Below are 23,657 nucleotides of genomic sequence, written 5' to 3'. Positions count from 1 at the left end.
GGAGTATGACGACAGCGACCAGCCCCCGCCTCGACGGCCGCCTCCTCACTCCGGGCGACCCGGGTTACGACGCGGCCCGCACCGTCTGGAACGCCATGATCGACCGCCGGCCGCGGATGATCGTTCGTGCCGCGAGCGTCACCGACGTGGTGACCGCGGTGCGCCTGGCCCGTGAACTCGACCTGGAGATCGGGGTGCGTTGCGGCGGGCACAACGTGGCCGGCCTCGCTGTCCCCGCGAACGGCCTAATGATCGACCTGACCCCGTTGAACGGCGTCCGGGTCGACCCGATCCGGCGGCGCGCCCGGGTCCAGGGCGGCGCGCTGCTCGGCGCACTCGACCGGGCGTCGCAGCCGTACGGCCTCGCCACAACCGCGGGTAACGTCTCGCACACCGGGGTCGGCGGCCTGACCCTCGGCGGCGGCATGGGCTGGCTCGCCCGCCGGCACGGGCTGGCCTGCGACAACGTCGTCTCCTACACGATGGTCACCGCCGATGGGGACGTCGTGACCGCGAGCCGGACCGACAACCCCGACCTGTTCTGGGGCCTGCGTGGCGGTGGCGGCAACTTCGGCATCGTCACAGACTTCGAGTTCCAGCTGCACCACACCGGAACGCTGACCCTGGTCGCCGAGTTCGACTTCCGCGCCGAGGACGCCGTGCCGGTGCTCGAAGGCTGGCGGGACCTCAACGCCGTGGCGCCGCGGCAGGCGACCTTCACCGCCGATGTCCACAGCACGGCCAGCGGCCCTATCGCCACCGTCGGCTTCGTATGGGTCGGTGACCCTGCACAGGGTCACCGGTTGCTGCCGGCGATGCGCGCACTCGGGCGCCCCGTCGCCGAGCGGGTCACCACACCGTCATACCTCGAACTCCAGCAACGCGACGACACCACGGGCGGGCACGCCTACCGCCGATACTCCAGCGCGCACTACCTGCGCCATTTCCCCACCGCCGCGATCGAGGCGTTCCTTCTACGCGGCGCGACAGACCTATGCGCCGGCACCCAACTGCCCGGCGTCGGCCTGCAGGCGCACGGCGGCGCCATCGCCGACGTAGCCGACGCCGACGCCGCGTTCAGCCACCGCGGCACCATGTTCGAGTTCGGCGCCGGCTCCCGCTGGACCGACCCAATCGAAGACGACAACCGGATGGCAGCGGCTCGCACCGCCGGAGCCGAGCTCGCCCCGTACGCCAACGGCGTCTATGTCAACTCACTCGCCGCCGACGAGGGGCAACGCGGGGTACGCCGCGCATACCCGGCCGCCAAACTCGCCAGGCTCACCGCCCTCAAGACCATCTGGGACCCGCAGAACGTCTTCCACCTCAACCACAACATCCCGCCCAGCCACGCCTGAGCCGACATCGAGAATGCCGACAGATCGAAAGGATGCCCATGACCTCCACCACCCCCACCGACCGGCTCAGCACCCACGGCCAGCAGCGCCGCCGGCTTTTCCTGCCCGGTCTGGCCGCAGCGGCTGCCGCCGCCGTCACCGCGACGGCCGTCGCGGCCCTCGCCATGGCCGCCGGTGTCGATCTCGAGCTCCCCGACGGCGGCAAATCGATTCCGCTGGTCGGCTTCACACAGCTCACGTTCACCTTCAGCGTCGTGGGCATCCTTATCGCCCTGGCGATCCGCCGTTGGGCGTCCCGGCCGGCACGCACGTGGGTCCGCACCGCTGTGGCACTCACCGCGCTGTCGCTCGTACCACCGTTCCTAGTCGACGCCAACCTGGCCACCGAGTGCACGCTCGTGCTCGCACACCTGACCGCCGCCGCAGTCGTGATCCCCGTCATCGCCCGTCGGCTGGCTATCTGACGATCGCTCGCCACGGCACCGCTCGGTAGTGGTCGTCCACCAATCTGCGCCCACTCGCGGCAAGCCGACAATGAGGTTTGCGGAAACTGCAAGATGGTCCGTATGAGCGATGAGTTCGATGAGGTGCTGGCCGCGGTCGGCCCACGGCTGCGCGAGTTGCGCCGCCGCTGCGGCGTCACCCTGACCGCGCTGTCGCAGACCACCGGCATCCCGATCAGCACCCTGTCCCGGCTCGAGTCCGGTCAGCGAAGGCCGGGCCTGGAACTGCTGCTGCCGCTCGCCAAGGCTTTCCGCGTGCCACTCGACGAGCTTGTCGGCGCCCCCGCCACAGCCGATCCCCGGGTCTATCCGCGGCCGTTCACCCACAACGGTATGACGGTCATCCCGCTGACCCGCAAACCCGGCGGGCTGCAGGCATTCAAGCAGATCCTCCCGGCCGGCCCGACCGGCCTGCCTTCCGACTCGCGTTCACACGAGGGCTATCACTGGCTGTACGTCCTCAACGGGCGGCTCCGCCTTGTCCTCGGCGACCAGGACGTCGTCCTGGCCAGCGGCGAGGTCGCCGAGTTCGACACCCACCTTCCGCACTGGTTCGGCAATGCCGACGCCCGACCGGTGGAGTTCCTGAGCATCGTCGGCCCGCAGGGCGAACGCTTCCACATCAGGGCCCGCTACCAGCCCACCTGAACCGACCCGGCCCATCCGCCCTGACGAACGGCCCGTTGTCAGCGGCTTCACCGATCAGAAATCCTCCGCCACGTCGTCAGTTTCTGGTAGCCCCCCTCGCACCGGTGGAAGGATTAATGACCATGACCGACGCTAGACCGCTGGGCGCTGACGAGGCCACGTTCATCGCGGTGGTTCGCTCAGGCGATACGGCGCGGTTCGCGCTCATCACAGAGCGCCACCGGCGTGAGTTGCAGGTGCACTGCTACCGGATGCTCGCGAACTACGAGGACGCCCAGGACATGACGCAGGAGACGTTCCTGCGAGCGTGGAACAAGCGGGAGTCGTTCAAGGGCCACGCTGCGCTGCGGACCTGGCTGTACCGGATCGCGACGAACGTCTGCCTTGACTTCCTGGAGAAGCGCAATGACCGTACGCCGGTACTGTCCGGGCTTTCGGACTCCGACTCCGAGGTGCTGTACCTGCAGCCGTACCCCGACCGGATGCTCCCCGAGGACCCGCAGGAATCGGTGGTAACGCGGGAGACGATCGAGCTGGCGTTCATCGTCGCCGTCCAGCACCTGCCGCCGCGGCAGCGGGCGGTGTTCATCCTGCGCGACGTCCTCGGCTGGCCGGCGTCGAAGGCGGCCGACGCCCTCGAGCTGACCGTCGCGTCGGTGACCAGCGCACTGCAGCGGGCGCGCGTGACGATGCGCGAGCAGCTGCCCGACCGCCGCCTCGACTGGCGGAGCCCCGAGCTGTCGAATGACGAGCGCGGCGTGGTGAAGTCGTATATCGACGCCCATGAGCGCAACGACCTCGACGGGCTGATGTCCCTGCTGCGCGACGACCTGCGCTTCGCGATGCTGCCTAATGCGGGCACCTTGACCACGACGGCCAAGGACGCGGTGGACGGCTGGGTCTCCGGTGGGCTCTTCCAGCGAGGCTCCGACGACTGGCGCGGTATCACCACGACAGTCAACCGCATGCCTGCCGCGGTGCTGTACCTCCGCACCCCCGACGACCCGGAGTACCGGCTATTTGCCATCGCGGTCCTGCACATCGCCGACGGGAAGATCGCCGAGCTCACCGGATTCGACGCCACCGACAAACCATGGCTGGACCTGCCCGCGACACTGTGATCACACATCTCGCCATCGTCGACGAGTCCAGCGCACGGGCGGGCGTCACCGAAATCACCGCGGAATGACCCGACCAGCAAAATCCAACGCGACAACGAGAACACCGTCGCCCCGCCGGCGTTGCCGACGGGGCGTCTTCATGCCCCGAAGAATTCGTCACGATCAACGAGGCCGTCGTCGTCACGGTGAGCACGCCAGGAATGACTTCGACCTGGCCTCACGAACCGATCGTCTGGCCCGTGCTCATCGCCTCGTCTCGTATCGGGTCAGCAGCACGCCGCCGGGAAACGTCCGGGTCTCCACCAGGGTCAGGTTCACCCAGCTGTCCAGCGCGGCGAAGAACGGCGTGCCGCCGCCCACCAAGACCGGCGCGGTGACCAGCACGTACTCGTCGATCAGCCCGGCCCGCATGGCCGCCCCGGCGAGCGTCGCGCCGACGATGTCCATCGGGCCGGCGTCCTCGGCCTTGAGCCGGGTAATCTCGGTGACCGCGTCGCCGGTGACCAGGCGGGTGTTCCAGTCGACCGTGCTGGTCGTCGAGGAGAACACCACCTTCGGCATGTCCCGCCAGCGGCGGGCGAACTCGATCGCCGCCGGTGTGGCGCCGGGCTGCTGGTCGGCGGTCGGCCAGTCGGCACTCATCGTCTCCCACAGCTTGCGCCCGTACAGCGCCAGGCCCGTCGCCGCCACCCGGTCGGACCACCACTGGAACAGCTCGTCGCTCGGCGACGAGTCCGGTCCATCACCCCCACTCCAGCCGAGGTCATCGCCGGGCGCGGCGATGTAGCCGTCCAGGGTCACATTCATAGCAAATGCCAGTTTTCGCATGGCGTCAGCCTCCCGTGAGTCGATCTCACACGTACAGACGGGCGCGGCGCGAAAACCTAATCGGTGCGCGATCTGCGTCCGCAGGTAGTCCTCGCGTTCCAGACTGAGAACGTGTTAGTCGGGCGGTCTCGCGATGGAGGGTTGACGCAGCGTCAAGGTCAAGCCCGCAGGGCACACGCGATGGTGCGGGCCTATCAGCGGCGGCGTGCAGGTCGGCGGTGGAGGTCAGGCGATTCACCTGATGACCGCTACGCGGCGAGCGCCTCGGTCGGGGTGAGCCGGGCCGCGCGCACCGACGGGTAGACGCCGGCGACCGCGCCGACCAGTATCGCGCCGGCGACTCCCCCGGCGACCGACGTGGTCGGGATGACCGGTGGCCAATGCTGGTAGGTCGCGTACCCGATGGTCACGAGCATGCCCAGGACGGTGCCGGCGGCGCCGCCGAGCGCGGAGAGCAGCACCGACTCGGTGAGGAACTGCGCGCGGATCTGGCCGCGGTTGGCGCCGAGCGCGCGTCGCAGCCCGATCTCCTTTCGCCGTTCCAGTACCGATATGAACATGGTGTTGGCGACGCCGATGCCGCCGACGAGCAGGGCCACCCCGGCGAGCCCGAGGAAGAGTGCCGAGAACGTGTCTTCGGTGGCGCGTTTCGCGGCGAGGGCGTCGGACGGGCGGCTGACCTGTACCAATCCTGGTAGTTGTGGGTTGAGCGTGGCTGGCAGCACCGCGCGGACGTCCTCGAGCGCGTCTTCGTTGGCGCGCACGTAGATGACCGTGGGGTGGCCGTCGAAGCCGAGTACGCCACGGGCGGCGTCCCAGCCGACCAGCACCGAACGTTCGAGGTCCGGCGCGAGCGGCATCGGGTCGAGGATGCCGATCACGGTGAACCAGTGGTCGTCGATGATCACCTGCGGGGCGGGCTGGCCCGGTGGCAGCGTGGTCACGCCGAGGCGGCTGGCGGCGACGTACCCGAGCACCACGGTCGGGAACTCCTCGGTGCCCGGACCGAGGAACCGGCCGGCGCCGATGTGGCCATTGACCGCGTCGAGCAGATCACCGCGGGTGGCCAGGACGCTGAGTCCGGAACTGTCGTGCCGGTCGACCAGGTCGCTGCGCCGTACGACCGCGTGTGTGTTGGCGACGGCGCTGGCGTTCGTGACCGGCCCGATCCGGCCCGCCATGGCGACCGACTCCGCCGGCAGCAGCACGGGCGGGTCCTGGTCCGGTACGGGCTGGGCGCGCAGCAGGTTGGTGCCGAGCGCGGAGAGCTGGTCGATCAGGGCCCGCTGGCTCGAGGCCGGGATGCCGGTCACGATGATCATCGTGGCGATCCCGATCGCGATGCCGAGCGCGGAGAGGGCGGCCCGCATCCGGCGGCTGGTGAGGCCGAGCAGGCCGAGCCGGAGTACGTCGGCCGGGGCCAGGCGCACGGGACGGCTGGGGATCGCGCTCATCCGCGACCACCGGTGGCGGTGTCGGCGACGACCCGGCCGTCGCGCAGTTCCACCCGCCGGGGCATCCTGGCGGCGATCTCCCGGTCGTGCGTGATCACGGCGATCGTGGTCCCCTCCTCGTTGAGCCTGGTCAGCAGCGCCAGGACGGCCTCCCCGTTCGCGGTGTCGAGCGCGCCGGTCGGCTCGTCCGCCAAAACCAGGGCCGGATCGTTGACCAGCGCCCGTGCGATCGCCACCCGCTGCCGTTCGCCGCCGGAGAGCTGGTACGGCTGGTGGCCCACCCGGTGTGCCAGCCCGACCCGGTCCAGCGCCTCGTTCGCCAGCGGTCGCCGCCGGCGTCGGGGCACGTTGGCGTAGAGCAGCGCGGTGGCGACGTTCTCGGTGGCGTCGAGACCGTCGGTGAGGTGGAACTGCTGGAATACGAAGCCGATCCGCCTGCCACGCAGGGCGGATAGCCGCCGGTCGGTCAGGGCGGCGATGTCCTGCCCGTCGATGCGTACCCGTCCGCTGGTCGGCAGGTCGAGCGTGCCCATGATGTTCAGGAGTGTCGACTTGCCGGATCCGCTCGGGCCGACGATGGCGAGCAGCTCACCGGCGTGGACCGTCAGGGAGACCTCGTCCAGCGCGACGACCCCGCCGGGGTAGGCCTTGCCGACCCGCTCCGCGCTGAGCACCGGCGGGTTCACGCGGCCGTCACCACGTCGAGGCCTTCGGTGACGCCGGCGCCGCTGATCTCCACCAGCCCTTTGGCGAACATGCCGGTGGTGACCGCGACCAGGCCGCCGCCGGGAAGCTGGAGGGCGTAGCCGCCTTCGCGGAGCGCGACGAGCGCGCCGACCGGTACCGCGAGAACGCCTTTGTGGGTGGTGGTGGTGAAGCGGACCTGGACCGACGCCGCGTCGAGCGCCGCCACATCGGCGGCCTTGGCCGGCGTGACGATCACGTCCACCTTCGGTGGGCCGCTCTGGCCGAGCCCGCCGTCGCCTCCTCCACTTTGGACGGTGTGGCTGATCGACGCGACCCGGGCCGGGATCTCGGTGGTGTCGGGCAGTGTGACGGTGACGGCGGCGCCGACCTTGATGGTGCCGACCTCGGTGGCGTCGACCCGTACGGTCACGAGCTTCGCCTGTTCGGTGACGGCGAGCAGCTCTCCGCCGACCGGGTCGCCCGGCAGGGCCTTGACCGCGCTGACCCGCACCGGGCCGGGCAGGACCGCGACCTGACCGAAGGCGAACGTGCCGGTCGGTGCCAGCCCGGCGTCCTTCTGCCACTTCTTGAGCGCGGTGAGCAGGCTCTTGGTGAGGACGGCCTGCCCTTTGCCGACCTTGGCACCGGTCGGGTCGTACTCGGGCTGGGTGCCGGTGGGATATCCGAGGGCCTTGAGGTTTTCCAGCAGGATCCGGACGTCACTGCCGACCGCTCCCACCTTGTCGAGCGGGCGGAACATCGGGGTGTCGCCGAATAGGACCGGCACCGGGCGGTCGTCGACCCAGTAGAGCGGCTTGCCCCGCGCCACGGTGTCGCCGACGCGAGGCAGCCGGGTGACGGTGCCGGTGCCGGCGCCCTTCACCGCCCGCTCGGGGCCGAAGCCGAGCGTCCCGGCCAACACCTGACTGTCCGACAGGTCCGTCCTGGTCACCTTCGTCGTGGTGGCCGGTGGCGGGGTGCCGGCCGAGGCACCGGTGGCGCCGCCGTGGTTGGCCGCGACGACCGCGCCGGCTCCGGCGGCGGCCACCAGGGCCAGCAGTACCGTGCCGAGCAGGACGCGGCGGTTACTTCTTGGCACCGAAGATCTCCATCGTGCATTCCTTCTCCGCCTTGATCTGGACGTCCTGCGGCGGGCTGCTGGTCACCCCGTCGTCCCAGGTCCAGCCGGAGCCGTCCGGCAGCGCGTGTACCTTCATGCCGCGGCCGCGCAGGCACTGCACGTAGTCGTTCCACTGGCTGACATAGTTCGGGTTCTTGTCGGGGTCCAGCTCCGGCGGCTGGAGCGGCAGCTTGTTCGCGCAGGCGACGTACGCCTCCTTCGGCTCGCCGCTCTGGTCGAGGATGAGCCCGTGGCCCGGGCCGACCGCCGCGGCCCGGTCCTTGTTCTCCTTCACGCCGTGGTCGTGCAGGCATATCCGGTACGCCTCCCACATCGCGTTCTCCTCCTCGTCCGTGGAGTCGAGCCGCAACTGGGGACGGCCGGTGTCGGCCGCGGCACCGGTCGCCGGAGCGGACGGCGCGAGGGTGGCGAGGGAGGCCACCTCGTCCGCGCCGCCGTCCCGGCCGCTTTCCCGACCGCTTTTCGGGCCGCCGCAGCCGGTGAGAGCGGCGGCCAGCAGGGCGGCGGCGCAGAACGCAGCGGTACGGCTCCGATAGATGGAGATCGTCATGCCGACGAGCGTCCCGGGGACATGTTTTGAACCTGTAAGAAACCCGTAGTGGTCCCGTGGTCCCAGCTCAACGGCACATTCGCGGCCCTGGGCGCAGCCTAGACTCGCCGCTGTGTGCGCATACGTGGTGGTCGCCGAGGACGACGAGAAACAGGCTGAGCTGGCCCGCCGCTACCTGGAGCGCGAGGGCCACAGCGTGGTCATGGCGGCCGACGGGCGCGCGGCGCTCGACCTGGTCCGCCAGCAGCCGGTCGAACTGCTCGTCCTCGACGTCATGATGCCGAAGGTCGACGGTCTGGACGTCTGCCGCATCCTGCGCCGGGAGTCCGACCTGCCGGTGCTGATGCTGACCGCCCGATCCAGCGAGGACGACCTCCTGCTCGGGCTCGACCTGGGCGCCGACGACTACATGACCAAGCCGTACAGCCCCCGGGAACTGGTCGCCCGGGTCCGAACACTGCTGCGGCGCGGCCAGCGGTCAGCCAGCGCCGACCAGGTGCTGCGGGTCGGCGGGCTGACCGTCGACCCGCTGCGGCACGAGGTCAGCAGCGACGGACAGCCGGTCGAGTGCACACCCGGCGAGTTCCAGCTCCTCGCGGCGATGGCGGCCCAGCCGGGCCGGGCCTTCACCCGCGACCAACTCCTGGTGTACCTGCACGGCATCGACCGGTACATCACCAGCCGCACGGTCGACGTACACATGATGAACCTGCGCCGGAAGATCGAGCCGAACCCGCGCAAGCCGGTACGGCTGCTGACCGTGTACGGCGTCGGCTACAAGCTCATCGACGAGCCATACCGTGTCCCGTGACCTCCCGCTGCGGAGCAGCCTGCTCGTGCGGCTGCTGGCGCTCGCCGTGCTCGTCGCCGTCGGCTCGATCGCGGCAACCGCCTGGCTCGCCGCGCGGACCACCACCGGAGCGATCCGGCAGGAACAGGGCCAGGCGATCGCCGACGACGCCCGGATCTACGACACCCTCCTCGGGTACGCGGCGACCCACCCGGACTGGAAAGGCGTCGACGCCACCGTACGGCAGCTCGGCGCGCAGGTCGGGCGGCGGATCGCCCTGACCGACGGCTCCGGGGCGGCGATCGCCGACTCGATGCCCGAGGCCGGCCCGCTCCCGACGAAACCGTCCGCCACCATCGACGCGCTGTCGGTCGACACCGCCCTCGCGCCGCGCGCCGACGGGAGCGGCGACCGGATCGACCCGCGCGTCACCGGTCCGTACCTGCTGCCGCCCGGCGAGCGGGCCACCCTGCGCGACGCCGCCGACCAGGCCGTCCACTGCCTGCGCGTCAGGGTGGGCATCGACGCCGTCGTCGTCGATGGGCCGACCGGCCGCCCCCGCGTCGACACCCCTGGCACCGACCTCGCCAGCAACGAAGGCTGCCTGTCCCTGCGGGCCACCCTCGCGACCGCGACAGCCACCGAGAACAAGGCCCTTGCACAGCTCAACGGCCAGGTCAACACGTGCCTGGCCCGCCGCCAGCTGCCACCGGTACGGCTCGGTCTCGGCCCCACCTGGACCTGGCAGCAGTTGGCCCCGTCACCGGTCGACCAGGAGACGCGGATCCCGCCGGCACCCGACCCGGACGCCAACCGGGCGGCCAACACCTGCGTCGGCAGCAGCCAGCGGGAGCAGCTGGCCCCGTACGTCGCCCCGCCCGTGACCCTCTTCGTCTCCTCCCCCACCGGCAACACCCCGACCGGCTTCACCATTTCCCGCGCCAACCAGGCCCGGATCGCCGGCGTCACCAGCCTGGTCCTGCTGGTGACGGTCGGCATCACCGTGCTGGCCGGCGTCCGGCTGGTCCGCCCGCTGCACGCGCTGATCGGCGCCGCCCAGCGCATGCGCGACGGCGACATCACCGCCCGGGTACGGGTCACCGGCCGCGACGAGATCGCCCGCCTCGCGACGGTCTTCAACGACATGTCGGAACGGCGGGAACGGCTCGAACAACTCCGCCGGGCAATGGTCAACGACGTCGCGCACGAGATGCGGACACCGGTGAGCAACATCCGCGGCTGGCTGGAGGCCGCCCAGGACGGCGTCGCCACCGCCGACCAGCGGCTCATCTCGTCGCTGCTGGAAGAGGCGCTGCTGCTCCAGCACGTCATCGACGACCTGCGCGACCTGGCCGCCGCCGACGCCGGCGAGCTGTGGCTGCACCCGCAGCAGGTCTACCTCGCCGACCTCGTCGACCAGGTCGTGGACGCGCACCGGGCCCAGGCCGACCAGGTCGGCGTCACCCTCACCCCGCGGACCGACCGCGACCAGGAGCTGTACGCCGACCCGGTCCGGCTGCGCCAAGCCGTCGGCAACCTTGTCACGAACGCGATCCGCCACACCCCGGCCGGCGGAGCCGTGACGATCGCCGCCCACCCAGACGGCGCCGGGGCGACAATCGCCGTCACCGACACCGGCAGCGGAATCAGCGCCGAAGACCTGCCCCACGTCTTCGAACGGTTCTGGCGGGCGGAGAAGTCACGCAGCCGGCAAACCGGCGGCAGCGGCCTCGGACTGTCCATTGTGCGCAAGCTAGTCGAAGCGCACGGCGGCACGATCACCGCGACCAGCACCCTGGGGAAGGGCTCGACCTTCACCCTCCACCTGCCCGGTACACCGCCGCCCACCTGATAGCTCCGCCCGATCAGCACGTCACCCTAGGTCGGGTGCGATGCGATCGCGACCAGGTCGGCGACGACCTCATCGAGCGGTCGGCTGGCATCCAGCTCATGCGTGCAGCCAGCTCTGAGCAGCGGCTCGACGTTGGCGAGATCGTCTAGGATCATGGCCCGTTCCAGCGAGCTCTTCCCGTAGTCGTTCGTCGTTCTGCGCGCGACCCGATCGAGGATCACGTCAGCGGGGGCGCTGAGCAGGACGACCGCGTCGAAACGGCCGTAGAACCTCGACTGGTTTCGCACGCACCCCTGAACGAACAGTGAGCGACAATCATCGGAGTCCAGCAGCCCGGCGATCCTCTCCTCGACCCAGAGCCACTCGCCGCGGTGCACCTCGTCGATGGGCTCAGCATGCTCGCGATACTCGCGCCAGCCCGGATCATCGGTGTCCACCACGCGATAACCACGCCGGCCGAGCTCGAAGAGCGCCGACGACTTGCCCGTCCCCGACATGCCGGTTACCAAGATCTTCGACATCGCGACAACGCTACCGGCCCGTGGTTTGGAAGACTGCAACGGCGATGGACGAGGTCGTCCGCAGGGCGCGCGACGCGTGGGCGGCGCAGAGTGGGCGACGCTCAAGGAACTGATGGCCCGGATCGGGCACTCCAGCACGCGAGCGGCCGTGATCTACCAGCACGCCACCCGGACCGTGACCGGGCGATCGCGACAGCGCTGGACGCCCTGATCGAGGAGTCCCGGCGGAAGATCGACAGTGCATCCGGCACAGATCTGGCACGCAAGTCCGAAGGCGCGTGAGCCTCGCCGAGCGCATAGTCGGCTGATCATGGGCTCTCACCAGGAGGTTCCTCACGGTGTCAAGTTGGGTGGGCCGGACGCAGCAGAATGCGAAACCAGCCCTGACCGTGGCTGGCAATCCGTTGGCGGTAGGGATGGCCAGATCGCGCAGCCTTCGGAAGGTCTAATGAGGTCTGGTCGGCCGTCTCAGGCGATCTGGCGAAGGTCGTTGCCGTAGTCGAAGATGATCCGCATCCGGGCGCCCAGCGCTCGCGCGTACCGGCTCAGGGTCGCGACCTCGTTGACGTCCAGGTCACCGTTTTCGATCTGGCTGACTCGGCCCGGTGTCACCCCCATCAGGTCGGCGACCTGACGCTGGGTGAGCCCCAGCCGCTTGCGCTCTTCGGCTAGGTGAAAGGCGCTGATCCATGCCTCGGTACGCGCACGCTCCTCACCCACCGCGGCGGCGTCCCCGTCGTGCAACTCGGCCCGGATATCGTCCCAGTCGTGAAACTCGGTCATGGCGCCTCCCGCCGTTTCCTTTCGAAGGCCAGCCAGCCCTCGTACGCGACCTCCGCCGCCGGGATCGCCACCTTGTACCACCCCGACCAGTCACCAGCCTTGTTACCCGCGACCAACAGCACCGCCTGCGACCAGGGATCGAAGACGAACAGAACCCGGATCGCGACCTCACGGCCGACCTGGGTCGCAACTCCTTGAGATTGCTGACGCTCGAACCCTGCAACGTGTCGACCAACGGACGCCCCAGCCAGGACCAACCTCGGCAAGCATGTCGATCGCGACGTTCACCGAGCGGTACGTGTCCGGATCGGCCTGGCGAAGCGCACGCAGCCAGTCACGGACGTCGGTCGTCGTCCTGATCGCCCAGCGCCGGGCCGGTTCGGGAGGCACAGAGAAACTATAGCCCGGCCTAAACATCAATGCGATCAGCTAGCAGGTACCGTCCCCACATGGGCGGCAAAGGCGTGGCGGGTCTGACCGGTCGGTGGCGGATCGTGAGCATGGACCTCTGGGACAGCGACACCATCGACCTGACCGAGCCCGCCTACATCGAGTTCGACGGCGACCAGACCGGGCGCTTCGGATTCATCGCCGTCGAGGGCTGGATGGACTGCCGCCAAGCCACCCGCGACGGGAAGACCTGCGTCGAGTTCACCTGGGAAGGCAATGACGAAGGCGACCCCGCCAACGGCCGCGGTTGGGTCACGCTGGCCGACAGCCGCACCATCAACGGACACATCTACTTCCACCTCGGAGACGACTCCGGCTTCCAGGCAGTCCGCACCTAACCGCGACGCGGCCGGAACTCCCCGGCCTGCACATGCCTCGCGCCTCAGGCGCGCCTGCCACGCGTCTCCTGTGGGCCGCCGGTATCCGAATGCGAAACCGGTTCTGACCGGTGCTGGTGACCCGCTGAGGGTACAGATGGCCAGGTCGCGGCGGTTGCGGTGACGCACCGCACAGGCGCGGCGCTCAGTCGATGTGGTCCGACGGCGAGGTCTGCAGCAGCCACGCCATGGGCATCCTCGCCTTCTCCTCGTAGGTGCCGTCCGCGGTCAGCCGATGCAAGGTGACCGTCTGGGCACCGTCCCGGTCAATCACCCAGTACTGCGGGATACCCGCGAGAGCGTACTCACGGACCTTCGTCATCAGGTCCATGGCCTCCGAACCCGGCGACACGATCTCGACCACGAGCGCCAGGTCCGCCACCGCGGACCAAACGCTTCTAGGGGGCGGCTTCCTCCAGACGCTGACATCGGGAATCCGGCCGCCGTCGCCATCCCGCCCGGGGATCCTGACGCCTACTGCCTGAAGCACCTGTTCCGCCGGCCACCCCGCCATGATGAGCCACGCGAACAGTCGACTGGCGATCATCGCATGCTCGGAGTCGGGTGGTGGCATGACCGACAGGACCCCTTCAGGGCTGGTTTCGTAGCGATGACCGTTCGGGTCGGCAGCGTTCATCGCAGCCACGTCGTCGAGCGTGACGACGGCGGGCATGTGCATGCCGACGGCCTCAGCGCTCATGGGCCCATTGTAAGGGGCCGGCCAGGAGGGATAGACGCTGAGCCGCCTAGTTGGTGTGCGCCGGCGGTTAGCCGCTGTGGTCGATCATGCGGGGTCGGCGGGTTCGACGGCGATGATTCGTTTGAGGTTGAACCAGCGTTCGTCTTCGCGGAGTCGGCACCACGCCAGTAGGGAGCCGCCGGCGTCGCCAACCGCTCAGCCATCTCGCCCAACGACACCGGCGGCGGTACCCGCACGCATCCTGGAACGCGTCCTCGCCCTGACCGCCGCCATCTGGCACAACTGGCACACAGGACAGCCGATCATGCGTTCCCTGATTGCGTACGACCACTGACCCCTTGGAATTGATCGTCTAGGCCTGGACATCGGAACTCGGCTCCTCAGGGGCGGGTGCCGATGGCGAGCGTGAGGCCCTCGGAAACGTACGCCGCCGGGTCGTTGAGCGGGTTGGCGGTGTGGTCGGGGTCGGCGAAGGCGCTCCAGGCGTCCACGTCCACCTCCAGCCCCGCCGCCTGCCGGGCCAGCGCCGCGCAGGTGGGCGCGTAGAACGCCTTCGCCACATCGGAGAGGGGGCCGAAGTGCTCGACGAGCTCGGTGTGCTGCCGTACGGCGGTGAGGCCCGCGCCGGCGAGCCAGCGGTGCAGGTCGGGGGCGCGCAGCAGCTGCTCGGCGTACCCCGGCTTGGTGCCCGCGGCCCGGAAGAAGTCGGAGACCAGAAACCGCGGCCCGGGCCGCATGGTGATCAGGCCGACATCGAGCTCCTTGACCGCGACCAGGCCGCCGGGGCGGACGACGCGGACCATCTCGGCCAGAGCGCGTGACAGGTCTTCGTCGGAGAGGTACTGGACCGCATTGGCGCACCAGAGGGCGTCGAACGAGGCGTCGGGGTACGGCAGCGCGAGCAGGTCGCCCTCGCGGATCTCGATCGGGACCGCCAGGAATCGCGCCCGCTCCGACGCGAGCGCGACATGCTCCGGCGCGAGGTCGACGCCGTGCACGCGACCGCTGGGCCCGGCCAGCTGGGCGAGCCATGGCAGGAACGCGCCGCTCCCGCAGCCGGCGTCGAGCACCCGCCAGCCCGGCTGGATGCCCACCCGCTTCAGGCTTCGAAGGTATGCCGGCTGGCAGGCCTTGAAATGCGCGTCGACGATCGAGTCGTGGGTGAAGCCCTGGCCGGTCGAGGACGTGAATGCCCAGCTCACCCCGACACCTCCTGGTGCGCGCTGTCGAGCAGGTGCAGGAGCGCCACCGTGAGCGCTTCCGGCGTCTCCACCGGTGGCAGGTGCCCGGCCGTGGGGATCGTGACGAGCCGGCCACGCGGCAGCGCGCTGGCCATCCGCTCCGGCTCGGACCGGTCGATCAGCTCGTCTTCGGCACCGGACACGACCAGGGCGGGGATGTCGGCGGCGCGGAGCACGGCGAACGCGTCGGGCCGGCCGGCGATCGCCCGCTGTGCCCAGGCGATCGACTCGGGGGCCGCCGCGTCGACCATCGCTTGCACCGCGGCCAAGACCTCCGGTCGCGTGGCGCGGGTCGTGGCGCCGACCAGCCTTGGCGTCGTGGCGGCCACCAGCGCGCCACGGGCCTGCTGGTCGGTGACGAGTTCGGCGAAACGCTCACGCTCCGCCCGCTCGCGTGCCGTGTCGGCGGCCGCCCGCGTGGAGACGAGGCCCAGGGCCGCGACGCGGTCGGGATGGCGGCGCAGGAAGGCCATCGCCACGTAGCCACCCAGCGAGGCGCCGACCAGGGCGACCCGGTCGAAGTGCCGCTCGTCGAGGTCGCGGGCGAGGTCGTCGACCACGACGGCGAGCGACGGGGGCGCGTCGCCGAGCGGGGTGCCGCCGAAGCCTCGCTGGTCGGGTGCGAGGACCGGGTGCCCCCGCTCGCGCAGCGCTTGTGACAGCGCGTGCCACATGGTCGAGTCCAATGACAGCGCGTGCAGCAGCACCACCGGCGTGCGCTCCGCCGCGGTCATGGCGCGACGCTCCCGGCGACCGCGGCGGCTTCGGCGTCCGCGATGAACTCCCGCACGTGGCGGGGCGGTGCCGGGTCGCGACGCCAGGCGAAGGCCACCGGTGCCGGTGGTAGGTCGTGGATCGGCAGGACCCGGATCCCGGGGGGCGCCACGTCGGCCAGCGACTGGAGCGAGATGTGCACCGCGCCGGCCTCCGCGACCAGGGCCATCATCTGCGGGATGGCGGTCACCCGGTGCCGGCGGCGGATCGGCCGGCCGGCCGGCGTGCGTGCGGGCACGACCTGGTCCCACACGTACTCCGGCAGCCGCCCCGGCCGGTCGAAGGCGTCGTAGTCGGCGAGCTCCTCTATGGACACCGACTCGCGCCCGGCCAGCGGGTGGCCGCTGCCCACGACGACCGCCCGCTCGTCGAAGGCGAGCGTGCGGCTGACCTCCAGGTCCGGCTCGCGCAACCCGAACTTGACCACGATGACGTCGACCTCGCCGGCGCGCACGGTGTGAAACGGGTCGGCGATGTCATACGGGCTCATCAGTACGTCCTGCTCCCCTCGCCCACTCACGCGCGCGATACGGGCGGTGAGCACCGGTGAGCCGTGGTATCCCAGCCGGATCGGGCCGGTCGGGGCGGCGGTGTCAGGCATCGGTGTCCTCCTCGGTGAGTCCGGCGTACGCCCGGAGCCGGTCGGGTTGGCCACGCTCGGCGCCGACCCGCAGCGCCGCGAACCGTACGGGCACGCCCGACAGGCGCGGGCGCTGGTGCAGGGTCAGGGCGTCTCCGGGCGCGACCAGACCGTCGAGTACGGCCTCGACCAGCAGGTGGTTGAGGTGGACGAGGCACTCGGCGATGCTTACGCCGGCGGTGGCCAGGTAGAGCGCGCGCCGGATCGGCGGGCGCCGGCGGTCGACGTCACCGGGCACCACCGTGGTCGTTCGGGGCTGCGCCGGAGGCTCGGCCGAGCAGTCGAAGACGCGCAGCAGCCGACGCAGGGCGGTGAGCGTGGCCGCTGGTGCCGGGCCGGCCCATGCCACCGAGCCGTCCTGCGCGATGTGGTCGAACGAGAAGCGGTGGCGCAGGTTGATCGGGTTGCCGGCGAGGAAGACGGTGCGGGTGAAGGCGCGCCGCCACGGCTCCGCGCGCGCCGCGTCCACAGTGGTCGCGAACTGGCAGGTCTCGCGGAGCCACGGCACGAGCTCGAAGCGGCGCATCACCACGACGGTGAGCGTGTCGGCGCCGGTAATCTCCGCCTGCGCGGCCAGCAGCCCGGCGGTGGTCGACAGGTCGGCGCAGGCGGCCAGGTCGGGGCGGAAACCACGGATCCGGCGGGCCGCCTCGGTGCGCAGGATCTCCTGGGTGAGGGTCACAGGTACACCGCCGACAACAGCTCCGGACCGGGGGCGGGACGGTAGCGGGCGAGCAGGCTAGAGGTCAGGCGGTACGGGTCGACGTAGACGTGGTGGCGGCGGTGGCGTTCGAGCACCTCGGCCACCGGCGCGGGGTCGACCGCCCGGACGCTGGCGAGCAGCCGCTCGGCGCGGTGCAGGCACTGCCGCAGCAGGTCGAGGCGGAAGGACTGCTGCTGCCCGGGGCCGAGCACCGCGATGAAGTACAGCCGCATGCCGAGCCGGACCGCGTCCGCATCGACCTCGGCGCCTACGGCGTCGAGCAGGGCCCGCGCCGAGGTGTCGCGCCAGCCACCGTGCCGCGCCGAGCGGATGTGGCCGTCGATCGGCACGCGGCCGAGCGGGACCCGGTGCACGGTGTGGCCGAGGTCGGAGAGGACCACCTGGAGCAGGTGATAGTCGGGTTCGATCTCGCGGTCGTACAGCAGTACCACCTCGTCGTGCCCCTGGCTGAGCGGCACCAGCTCGCGCAGCGCGCAGGCGACGTAGTTGGGCCGCCCGTCAGCCGCCGCTATCTGCCGCAGCGGCAGCCCGTGGCGGGTCGCGTCGAGGTAGACCGGGCCGCCGTGCCGGCGCAGGTCGAGGCACATCCCGCTCGCGCCGAGGCGGTCGATGACCTCGTCCAGCCCCATGGCCGGCGGCTGGTGCGCGGTGAGTCCGGGGTCATGCAGGCCGAGCGCGGTGTACTGGTCGCGCCACAGCTCCAGCACGCGGGCGCCGGCGGGATGAGTCCAGCCGTGGAGCTCGACGGCGTGCGCGTAGGGCCGGAGCGCGGCGGTGGAAGCGGTGTGCCCCTCCGCGCGGAAGCCTACGTAGTGCTCGCCGATGTCCTCTTCGGACATGGCGGAGTAGTCGACGTCGCCGAGGGTGCGGTCGAGGTACTCCCAGAACGCGAGCGTCTGCTCGGTGAGGTGGTAGGTCGTCGGGCTGTAGCGGTAGGTCACGTGGGCCAGGTGCGCCGTCGCCCGAACCATCACGTCGGTCCAGAAGAGGCCCTTGAGGTGGCTCGGCCCCAGCGGCTTTGACGGGGTGACCGTGACCGGTGCCACCAGTACGCGGCGCGTCCGCGTGCCGGGCGGGGCGCCGGCCGGTCCAGTTTGGACGGTCAGCATCGTTACCGTCCGTCCGCCGTGGCGACGATGTGTACCAGCTCCGCGCGGGTCGGCGCGGCGGGCCGCGGGTCGGCGGGCGGCGCGGGCGCCTGCCGGATCCGCGCGACGAGCTTCTCGTCGCCGAGGACCTCGGCGGGTGTGCGCAGGCCCATTAGTACCCGCACCAGCCCGCGCCACACGGTGCCGTCGGTCGCGGCCGCGCGGGCGGCGTCGCGCATGGTCGGCCGCTCTGTCGCGGGCAGGGCCGGCGCCGGCCAGCCGTGCACCGCCGCGCTCCAGCGGGCGATCCGCTCCTCGTCGGCACGGACCGAATGCTCGTACCACGGCTGGAACAGCGCCTGTGCCATCCGGGCCGCCGCGCCGCCCTGGTCCGCTGCGGCCGGTCCGGCGGACAGCAGGTCGGCGAGCTGGTACGCCTGGATGAGCGCGAGCGACATGCCCCGCCCGAAGAGCGGGTTGGTGACGCACGCCGCGTCGCCGACCGGAAACAGCCCGGCCACCGGCGGCTCGGGCGAGGTGGCGAGCCCGCGCAGCAGGTTGGGCGGCGACGTGATCGCGAACACCGGTGAGATGGGCGTCGCGACGCCGTGGGCGAGCCAGGCACCCAGGCCCGGCGTGGCGCGGGCCACGGCGGTGAAGGCGGCGGGCTGCCGCAAGGCATCCATCGCCGGATCGTCGGGCAGCACGCCGAAGGCGATCGAGAACGTGCCACCGTCACCCGGGTGCAGCACGCCCGCGTAGTGGTCCCAGATGTCGCCGGCGGCGTTTCCCCGGTTTAGCGGCCCGGGCCACCCGTGGCCGGCAAGCCGGTAGAAGCGGGTGAAGCCGCGTAGGCCGGACGGGCCGGTGAGGTCGGCGGGCACCGGGACGCCGGCTGCGGTGAGCCAGGAGCGGGCGGCCGCCCGGTGGCCGGTGGCGTCGACCACCACGTCGGCGGGGATCCGCCCGCCGCCTTCGGTCACGACACCGATCGCGCTGGTGCGGGACCGGTCGAGCAGCAGCCCGCGGACCGCCACACCGTGCCCGATCGACACCAACCGCCGGGCGCTGACGACGCGGTACAGCATTCGCTCCAATGTGGAACGGCGGCAGGCGAGGGCGACCAGATCGTCGTCGTCCACCTCGGACGTGCGGCCGTCGGGTCCGGCCGGCAGGGCGACCGTGAGGTCCAGGAACGGGGCGCCGGCTGCCAGGCAGGCGCCGACCACGTCGGGCGCCCGCTCGCGCAGCACGCCAAAGCCCGCCGACGTCAGCGTGTGCGAGTGCCGGGCTTGCGGCACGGTGGGGCGGTGCGCGTCGCCCTCCGGCGGCGCGGCGCGTTCGAGCACCTCCACGCGCCATCCGGCGTCGCCGAGCGCGAGGGCGGTGGCCAGCCCCGCGATGCTGCCACCCACGACGACGGCGGTCGGGGTCACGGCCGGCACACCCCGTGCACGAAGAACACCCTTCGTACGTCCCTGACGCTTCGCGGCGGCACCGGGTCGGGCCACCGTCCATAGTCGGCGGACGGCTCGCCCGGCTGGACCGCTTCGGCGGTGATCCCGTACGCGTCGAAGAGTGCCTCCGGCTCGTCGGTGCCAGACAGCCACGGCGAGCCCCAGCCGGCGAAGACGTCGAGCAGGCCGCGCATGTGCGGCAGGGTTAGCGCGGCGGCGTTGACCACGTCGGCGGCGACCCGGCTGCGCGGCGCGCTGATCGCTCGCACCCGCCGGAGGATCTGGTGCACGTCGGGCTCGGGTATGTAGTACAGCAAGCCTTCGAGCAGCCAGACCGAGGGCAGCGCGGGATCGTAGCCGGCATCCACGAGGCGGCCCTCCCAATCGCTGTCGGTCAGGTCGACCGCGACCGTGCGGTGGGCGACGCGCGGCTCGACGTCGCCGAGGCACTCCCGCTTGTACGCCAGGACGGCGGGCCGGTCGACCTCGAAGTACCGCACGCGCGCCGGCCACTGTAGACGGTAGGCGCGCGAGTCCATGCCCGCCGGAGCCAGCACGACCTGCGTGATCGCGGGATCCTCGACCGCCCGCTGGAGGTAGTCGTCGAAGAACCGGGTGCGGATCGCGTTGTAGTCGGGAGTGCTGGGCAGGGTACGCGGCCGGTCCGGCGGGAACGTCGCGTGCCACACCTCGGCCAGCAGCGCCGGCCCGATGTCACCGGCGAAGCGGGCCGCGTACGGGTCCTCGTAGAGCCGGTCTTCGCGGCGGGTCTCGGCAGCGCGTAGAGCGGCCGTGAGCAGTGCCGTACGTTCGACGGCGGCCAGCGGTGCGGTCATCGGTCGGTTTCCTCCAATGTGGTCAGCCGTCGCCAGAGCGCTGGATCCTGCCGGAAGAGCCGGTCCTTGACCTGTGTCGGCCGGACGCCGGTGCCGACCGTGCGCTGCCAGTCGCGCAGGAACGCGTCGGCATCGAGCCGCAGCAACGTCGGCGACCCGAGCCGGCCGGCCTGCCGGACCTCCCGGTAGCGCGGTGCTTCGGCGGCCAGCGCCGCGTCGAGCGCGTCGGTGAATCGGCTCGTCTCCGCCGGGCTCCACGGTGACCGCGGCGCCACGGCGAACGCGTATCGCGGGGTCTCCCCGAGCGGTGTGTCGACCCGGCAGGACGCGTTGTGCAGCTCCAGCCCGGTCGAGCGGACGGCGGCGGCCAAGGCCCGGATCACCTGCGCTTCGCGGAGCCGCTCACCGGCCGCGTCGGAGCGGGTGGCGCGACCGGCGTACTCCAGCCGGGGCACGCCGTCGAGGTGGTCCTCGACCCGGACGACGTCGCCGACCGCGTACCGGTAGAGGCCACCGACGTGGCTGAAGAGGACGTGGTAGTCGCGCCCGACCTCGAGCTCGTGCGGCCGCAGCGTGGTGACGTCTGGGCCAAGGTCCGTGTCGGCGTCCACGAACTCGTAGGCCGAGGCGGTCACCACCAGGCTGCCGGCCGAGCCGTGCCGGTCGAGGGCGACGCCGACCGGGCCCTCGGACGCGGCCACCGGCGCCGGCAGGACGGTCACCCCGATGCCGAACTCCTCGCGCAGCCGGGGCAGGTACAGCGATGCCAGCCCGGTGGTCCAGCAGAAGATCACCCGCAGGTTGGGCCACACGTGTGCCGGGCGCAGCCGGTCGGCGCGCTCGGCTAGGCGCTCCAGCTCGGCGGCGCGCTCGGGATCCGGGGCGGCGTACGGGTGCCCTCCGAGCGTCCCGTCCCGTACCTCCTTGACGATCCGCGGCCACCACAGGCTGAGCTGGTAGGGCACCGCCGCGACCATCGCCGGGTTGATGCCGATCACGCAGCGCAGATCGCTTTGCACCGCCATGCGCAGCCGCAGGTACGCCTTTTCCAGGTGGTCGTCGGCGGCGACCGGGACGGGCAGCGTCGCCCAGGGCGCCCAGGTGCCGGGCTCGGCGGAGAGCGGCTCACCGAACGCCGCGCCGAAGTCGACCTGGCTGGCGCCGACGTGCGGCTGGCCCGACCTGGTGGTGGGCGGCGCGGCCACCGGGTCGTGTTTGAGGTTGAGCACGGCGTCCGGCCGGGCCAGCACGTCCGGGAAGTGCTCGGCCAGCGGCGCCCACGCCGCGTAGAAGAACGGGAAGAAGGTCGTGGCCATGAAGCGCGGCGTGACCGGGATCTTCTTGTGCCCTCCGGTGCTGCCGCTGCTCGTGAAGTACACCGCGGGGCGGTCGGCGGTCAGCACGTTGTCTTCGCCGGCGGCCATGCGCTCGATGTACGGCGAGAGCGCGGCATAGTCGAGCACCGGGACGGCCGACGTGAAGTCGTCCAGCGACCGGATGCGGTCGAAGCCGTGTGCGCGGCCAAACTCGGTGCCCGCGTTGTACGCCAGCAGGTCGGCGAGGACCCGGCGCTGGTGGCCGGCCACGTCGGGAAATGCCTGGCGCAGCCGCTCGCGCTCGGCGAAGACGCGCTCGCGAAACTCAGTAACCCTCACTTGCGAGCACCTCCCGTACGGCCCGGGCGGTCCGGGCGACGCTGCCCTGCTCCTTGATCACGCTCACGGGCAAGTGGCGGACCTCCTCCAACATCGCTTCGCGTAGATGCGTCTGGAACGTCGCGAACGACACCCGGTCGGGGTGGTCGCCGTAGTGCTCCAGCCGGTTGGTCACCGAGCCCTCCTGGCAGCGCATCCACGCGGTGTCCGGCGCCACGTCGAGGTAGATCACCCGGCGCGGCTGCGGGAAGGAACGCCACCACGCGAACATCGGGTTGTCCTCCACACCGGCCAGCCGGCACTTGGCGAGGATCTTGTAGTAGTACGAGTCGACCAGGGTGGGGCCGCGCGACGCGCTGCGCCGGATGCGGTCGCGCAGGTGCACCACGGCGACCTGGAGCACGCTGGCCATCAGGTCCGGGGAGTAGTCGCGGCCGAGAGCCGGCAGGACGTCACCCAGGACGGCCCGGCGCAGCCGCGAGATCAGCGCGTGCCGGCTGGGCACGAACGCGTCGTCGGTGGACACGAGATGCCACGGCGACCGCGCGGCCGCCAATGCGGACATCGTCGCGGACTTGCCCGCGTAGTCGGCACCGAGAAGAACGACGAATTCCGGATCGTCCGTCTCCTGTGTAACCGTGATCGCGTGCGTCATCGCGCGCCCTCCCCGTAAGGGCCGAGAACCTCCAGAGCTTTGACGAACGGCCCCCGCCAGGATGCGTCGTGAAAACGTCCCATGGCATCTCTCGGATTGCTCAGTCAGCGCCTTGGGACGAAAGGACTTACTCTGATTTTCTTAACTCAGTCCAGAAAACCGGTCCGCAGTCTCTCGGTGCGATCTACGTTCGACGCCGAGATTTTGCTGCGTAGGGCCGGTGTGCGGGCGACCCGGGCGGCGATATTGACGCGGTGCACGAGCACCCCGCGCCTACACGGAGTCGATCATTAGTGTGCCGTTCGAGCGAATCTCGATCAAGTCTCCAGCCCCACCCCCGGTTTCAGCATGCCTGCGACCGGCATCCCTTCGACCTCGCAGGACTGGTGGCCGGCGCAGGTCACTGACTGACGCCCCACCCAGAAGTTCTGGTCCAATCCTGAACCGCGGCTTGCAAGGGCACGCGCGTCGGCCGGCCAGGTCGATGGGCCGTCAACCCTGTCGGCCCGTCTACCAGCCGATACTCAACACCAGCTAGCTAGACTCAGAGCGGACCCGGCGGACAGGTATCGTGATCGTGACGGGCCGCTAGCTCAATTAGCAGGGCTGAGGACTTTTTACAGTGCTGAGATCCTCTGCACGACCCGCCTTCCACCTGTGAGAACGTGACCCCTCTGTCCACGGTGGATCGGGGGTGCTCCGTGGGTGCTCCGATTCTCACTCGGATATTCAGTACCAAATCGGGACAGACTAGCACGCGCGAAAAGTAGCCAACTGGCTACAGGATGCCATAGCCATAGGTCAAAGGGTGGGCCTGACGCAGC

General features: G+C 70.8%; 26 protein-coding genes and 1 pseudogene. 9 read left to right on the top strand and 18 right to left on the bottom strand.

The window, feature by feature from the left end:
* Positions 1-5 precede the first annotated feature (5 nt).
* The 4 genes from Pflav_RS07675 to Pflav_RS07660 all read left to right on the top strand — a co-directional run bounded on the left by Pflav_RS07675 (position 6) and on the right by Pflav_RS07660 (position 3,630).
* Complete coding sequence (locus tag Pflav_RS07675; protein ID WP_173034858.1) at positions 6-1,358, top strand: FAD-binding oxidoreductase; 1,353 nt, start codon at positions 6-8, stop codon at positions 1,356-1,358.
* Between the two features lie 38 nt (positions 1,359-1,396).
* Positions 1,397-1,822, top strand: a complete 426-nt coding sequence (locus tag Pflav_RS07670; protein ID WP_173034856.1) for a DUF6069 family protein — start codon at positions 1,397-1,399, stop codon at positions 1,820-1,822.
* Between the two features lie 102 nt (positions 1,823-1,924).
* Complete coding sequence (locus Pflav_RS07665; RefSeq protein WP_173034854.1) at positions 1,925-2,509, top strand: helix-turn-helix domain-containing protein; 585 nt, start codon at positions 1,925-1,927, stop codon at positions 2,507-2,509.
* A gap of 122 nt (positions 2,510-2,631) precedes the next feature.
* Entirely contained in the window at positions 2,632-3,630 is a 999-nt protein-coding gene (locus Pflav_RS07660) for an RNA polymerase subunit sigma-70 (protein WP_173034852.1), read from the top strand.
* A gap of 243 nt (positions 3,631-3,873) precedes the next feature.
* Here the strand turns inward: Pflav_RS07660 and Pflav_RS07655 are convergent, their stop codons facing one another.
* The 5 genes from Pflav_RS07655 to Pflav_RS07635 form a co-directional block, all read right to left on the bottom strand.
* Positions 3,874-4,458 carry a dihydrofolate reductase family protein gene (locus Pflav_RS07655; RefSeq protein ID WP_173034850.1) on the bottom strand — a complete coding sequence of 195 codons (585 nt, stop codon included), beginning with the start codon at positions 4,456-4,458 and terminating at the stop codon, positions 3,874-3,876.
* A 248-nt stretch (positions 4,459-4,706) separates the two neighbouring features.
* A complete protein-coding gene (locus Pflav_RS07650) occupies positions 4,707-5,912 on the bottom strand; it encodes an ABC transporter permease (protein ID WP_173034848.1) in 1,206 nt (401 codons plus the stop codon).
* On the bottom strand, positions 5,909-6,598 hold the full coding sequence (locus Pflav_RS07645; protein ID WP_173034846.1) for an ABC transporter ATP-binding protein: 690 nt from the start codon (positions 6,596-6,598) through the stop codon (positions 5,909-5,911). Before Pflav_RS07645 ends, Pflav_RS07650 begins: the two co-directional genes overlap by 4 nt.
* The gene (locus Pflav_RS07640) at positions 6,595-7,698 is read right to left on the bottom strand and encodes an efflux RND transporter periplasmic adaptor subunit (RefSeq protein ID WP_197938179.1); all 1,104 of its coding nucleotides are present in this window, start codon (positions 7,696-7,698) and stop codon (positions 6,595-6,597) included. The genes Pflav_RS07645 and Pflav_RS07640 overlap by 4 nt, the downstream gene beginning before the upstream one ends.
* Positions 7,685-8,290 (bottom strand): hypothetical protein, encoded by a 606-nt coding sequence (locus Pflav_RS07635; RefSeq protein WP_173034844.1) that lies wholly within the window; start codon positions 8,288-8,290, stop codon positions 7,685-7,687. Before Pflav_RS07635 ends, Pflav_RS07640 begins: the two co-directional genes overlap by 14 nt.
* A 112-nt stretch (positions 8,291-8,402) precedes the next feature.
* Here Pflav_RS07635 and Pflav_RS07630 point away from each other — a divergent pair, with 112 nt between their 5' ends.
* Positions 8,403-9,101, top strand: coding sequence for a response regulator transcription factor (locus Pflav_RS07630; protein WP_173034842.1), 699 nt, complete (start codon positions 8,403-8,405; stop codon positions 9,099-9,101).
* Positions 9,091-10,932: a HAMP domain-containing sensor histidine kinase gene (locus Pflav_RS07625; RefSeq protein WP_173034840.1), complete on the top strand. Its 1,842-nt coding sequence runs from the start codon at positions 9,091-9,093 to the stop codon at positions 10,930-10,932. The genes Pflav_RS07630 and Pflav_RS07625 overlap by 11 nt, the downstream gene beginning before the upstream one ends.
* A 26-nt stretch (positions 10,933-10,958) precedes the next feature.
* Here the strand turns inward: Pflav_RS07625 and Pflav_RS07620 are convergent, their stop codons facing one another.
* Positions 10,959-11,453, bottom strand: coding sequence for an AAA family ATPase (locus tag Pflav_RS07620; RefSeq protein ID WP_232071051.1), 495 nt, complete (start codon positions 11,451-11,453; stop codon positions 10,959-10,961).
* 76 nt (positions 11,454-11,529) lie between these two features.
* On the opposite strand from Pflav_RS07620, the gene Pflav_RS47225 reads away from it, so the two are divergent.
* Positions 11,530-11,664, top strand: coding sequence for a hypothetical protein (locus Pflav_RS47225; RefSeq protein WP_269474469.1), 135 nt, complete (start codon positions 11,530-11,532; stop codon positions 11,662-11,664).
* 257 nt (positions 11,665-11,921) lie between these two features.
* Here Pflav_RS47225 and Pflav_RS07615 read toward each other — a convergent pair whose 3' ends face one another.
* Complete coding sequence (locus Pflav_RS07615; protein ID WP_173034838.1) at positions 11,922-12,236, bottom strand: transcriptional regulator; 315 nt, start codon at positions 12,234-12,236, stop codon at positions 11,922-11,924.
* The gene (locus Pflav_RS45065; RefSeq protein WP_232071050.1) at positions 12,233-12,358 is read right to left on the bottom strand and encodes a hypothetical protein; all 126 of its coding nucleotides are present in this window, start codon (positions 12,356-12,358) and stop codon (positions 12,233-12,235) included. The genes Pflav_RS07615 and Pflav_RS45065 overlap by 4 nt, the downstream gene beginning before the upstream one ends.
* Positions 12,359-12,685: 327 nt before the next feature.
* Between Pflav_RS45065 and Pflav_RS07605 the strand changes: the two genes are divergently transcribed.
* Positions 12,686-13,024 carry a hypothetical protein gene (locus Pflav_RS07605; protein ID WP_197938176.1) on the top strand — a complete coding sequence of 113 codons (339 nt, stop codon included), beginning with the start codon at positions 12,686-12,688 and terminating at the stop codon, positions 13,022-13,024.
* Positions 13,025-13,208: 184 nt separating this feature from the next.
* On the opposite strand, the gene Pflav_RS07600 is transcribed toward Pflav_RS07605, so the two are convergent.
* Positions 13,209-13,763, bottom strand: coding sequence for a Uma2 family endonuclease (locus Pflav_RS07600; RefSeq protein WP_173034835.1), 555 nt, complete (start codon positions 13,761-13,763; stop codon positions 13,209-13,211).
* A gap of 226 nt (positions 13,764-13,989) precedes the next feature.
* Between Pflav_RS07600 and Pflav_RS49270 the strand changes: the two are divergent.
* Positions 13,990-14,097: pseudogene (locus Pflav_RS49270) on the top strand (IS982 family transposase); the annotation flags it as partial.
* A 46-nt stretch (positions 14,098-14,143) separates the two neighbouring features.
* On the opposite strand, the gene Pflav_RS07595 reads toward Pflav_RS49270, so the two are convergent.
* Genes Pflav_RS07595 through Pflav_RS07555 form a run of 9 tightly spaced genes read right to left on the bottom strand, consistent with a single transcriptional unit; the run spans position 14,144 to position 22,833 of the window.
* Entirely contained in the window at positions 14,144-14,965 is an 822-nt protein-coding gene (locus tag Pflav_RS07595) for a class I SAM-dependent methyltransferase (protein WP_173034833.1), read from the bottom strand.
* Positions 14,962-15,738 (bottom strand): alpha/beta fold hydrolase, encoded by a 777-nt coding sequence (locus Pflav_RS07590; protein ID WP_173034831.1) that lies wholly within the window; start codon positions 15,736-15,738, stop codon positions 14,962-14,964. Before Pflav_RS07590 ends, Pflav_RS07595 begins: the two co-directional genes overlap by 4 nt.
* Positions 15,735-16,379 (bottom strand): LysR substrate-binding domain-containing protein, encoded by a 645-nt coding sequence (locus Pflav_RS07585; RefSeq protein ID WP_173034829.1) that lies wholly within the window; start codon positions 16,377-16,379, stop codon positions 15,735-15,737. The genes Pflav_RS07590 and Pflav_RS07585 overlap by 4 nt, the downstream gene beginning before the upstream one ends.
* On the bottom strand, positions 16,372-17,100 hold the full coding sequence (locus tag Pflav_RS07580) for a DUF6182 family protein (protein ID WP_173034828.1): 729 nt from the start codon (positions 17,098-17,100) through the stop codon (positions 16,372-16,374). The genes Pflav_RS07585 and Pflav_RS07580 overlap by 8 nt, the downstream gene beginning before the upstream one ends.
* The gene (locus Pflav_RS07575) at positions 17,097-18,251 is read right to left on the bottom strand and encodes a hypothetical protein (protein ID WP_173034826.1); all 1,155 of its coding nucleotides are present in this window, start codon (positions 18,249-18,251) and stop codon (positions 17,097-17,099) included. Before Pflav_RS07575 ends, Pflav_RS07580 begins: the two co-directional genes overlap by 4 nt.
* A 2-nt stretch (positions 18,252-18,253) precedes the next feature.
* Complete coding sequence (locus Pflav_RS07570) at positions 18,254-19,666, bottom strand: FAD-dependent oxidoreductase (RefSeq protein WP_173034824.1); 1,413 nt, start codon at positions 19,664-19,666, stop codon at positions 18,254-18,256.
* On the bottom strand, positions 19,663-20,523 hold the full coding sequence (locus tag Pflav_RS07565; RefSeq protein ID WP_173034822.1) for a class I SAM-dependent methyltransferase: 861 nt from the start codon (positions 20,521-20,523) through the stop codon (positions 19,663-19,665). Before Pflav_RS07565 ends, Pflav_RS07570 begins: the two co-directional genes overlap by 4 nt.
* Positions 20,520-22,178, bottom strand: a complete 1,659-nt coding sequence (locus Pflav_RS07560; RefSeq protein WP_173034820.1) for a GH3 auxin-responsive promoter family protein — start codon at positions 22,176-22,178, stop codon at positions 20,520-20,522. Before Pflav_RS07560 ends, Pflav_RS07565 begins: the two co-directional genes overlap by 4 nt.
* Positions 22,165-22,833: a hypothetical protein gene (locus tag Pflav_RS07555; RefSeq protein ID WP_173034818.1), complete on the bottom strand. Its 669-nt coding sequence runs from the start codon at positions 22,831-22,833 to the stop codon at positions 22,165-22,167. Before Pflav_RS07555 ends, Pflav_RS07560 begins: the two co-directional genes overlap by 14 nt.
* Between the last annotated feature and the right edge of the window lie 824 nt (positions 22,834-23,657).

The organism is Phytohabitans flavus (genome assembly GCF_011764545.1).
Taxonomy (GTDB): Bacteria; Actinomycetota; Actinomycetes; order Mycobacteriales; family Micromonosporaceae; genus Phytohabitans; species Phytohabitans flavus.
Note: the sequence above shows the minus strand (reverse complement) of the source record. Positions and strands in the feature narration are given on the sequence as shown.

Coding starts and splice junctions, on each gene's coding strand:
- Pflav_RS07665 (WP_173034854.1), top strand. CDS start 1,925: ATGAGCGATGAGTTCGATGAGGTGCTGGCCGCGGTCGGCCCACGGCTG.
- Pflav_RS07555 (WP_173034818.1), bottom strand. CDS start 22,833: ATGACGCACGCGATCACGGTTACACAGGAGACGGACGATCCGGAATTC.
- Pflav_RS07575 (WP_173034826.1), bottom strand. CDS start 18,251: ATGCTGACCGTCCAAACTGGACCGGCCGGCGCCCCGCCCGGCACGCGG.
- Pflav_RS07605 (WP_197938176.1), top strand. CDS start 12,686: ATGGGCGGCAAAGGCGTGGCGGGTCTGACCGGTCGGTGGCGGATCGTG.
- Pflav_RS07655 (WP_173034850.1), bottom strand. CDS start 4,458: ATGCGAAAACTGGCATTTGCTATGAATGTGACCCTGGACGGCTACATC.
- Pflav_RS07670 (WP_173034856.1), top strand. CDS start 1,397: ATGACCTCCACCACCCCCACCGACCGGCTCAGCACCCACGGCCAGCAG.
- Pflav_RS07585 (WP_173034829.1), bottom strand. CDS start 16,379: ATGCCTGACACCGCCGCCCCGACCGGCCCGATCCGGCTGGGATACCAC.
- Pflav_RS07650 (WP_173034848.1), bottom strand. CDS start 5,912: ATGAGCGCGATCCCCAGCCGTCCCGTGCGCCTGGCCCCGGCCGACGTA.
- Pflav_RS07620 (WP_232071051.1), bottom strand. CDS start 11,453: ATGTCGAAGATCTTGGTAACCGGCATGTCGGGGACGGGCAAGTCGTCG.
- Pflav_RS07615 (WP_173034838.1), bottom strand. CDS start 12,236: ATGACCGAGTTTCACGACTGGGACGATATCCGGGCCGAGTTGCACGAC.
- Pflav_RS07635 (WP_173034844.1), bottom strand. CDS start 8,290: ATGACGATCTCCATCTATCGGAGCCGTACCGCTGCGTTCTGCGCCGCC.
- Pflav_RS07660 (WP_173034852.1), top strand. CDS start 2,632: ATGACCGACGCTAGACCGCTGGGCGCTGACGAGGCCACGTTCATCGCG.
- Pflav_RS07675 (WP_173034858.1), top strand. CDS start 6: ATGACGACAGCGACCAGCCCCCGCCTCGACGGCCGCCTCCTCACTCCG.
- Pflav_RS07565 (WP_173034822.1), bottom strand. CDS start 20,523: ATGACCGCACCGCTGGCCGCCGTCGAACGTACGGCACTGCTCACGGCC.
- Pflav_RS07600 (WP_173034835.1), bottom strand. CDS start 13,763: ATGAGCGCTGAGGCCGTCGGCATGCACATGCCCGCCGTCGTCACGCTC.
- Pflav_RS07590 (WP_173034831.1), bottom strand. CDS start 15,738: ATGACCGCGGCGGAGCGCACGCCGGTGGTGCTGCTGCACGCGCTGTCA.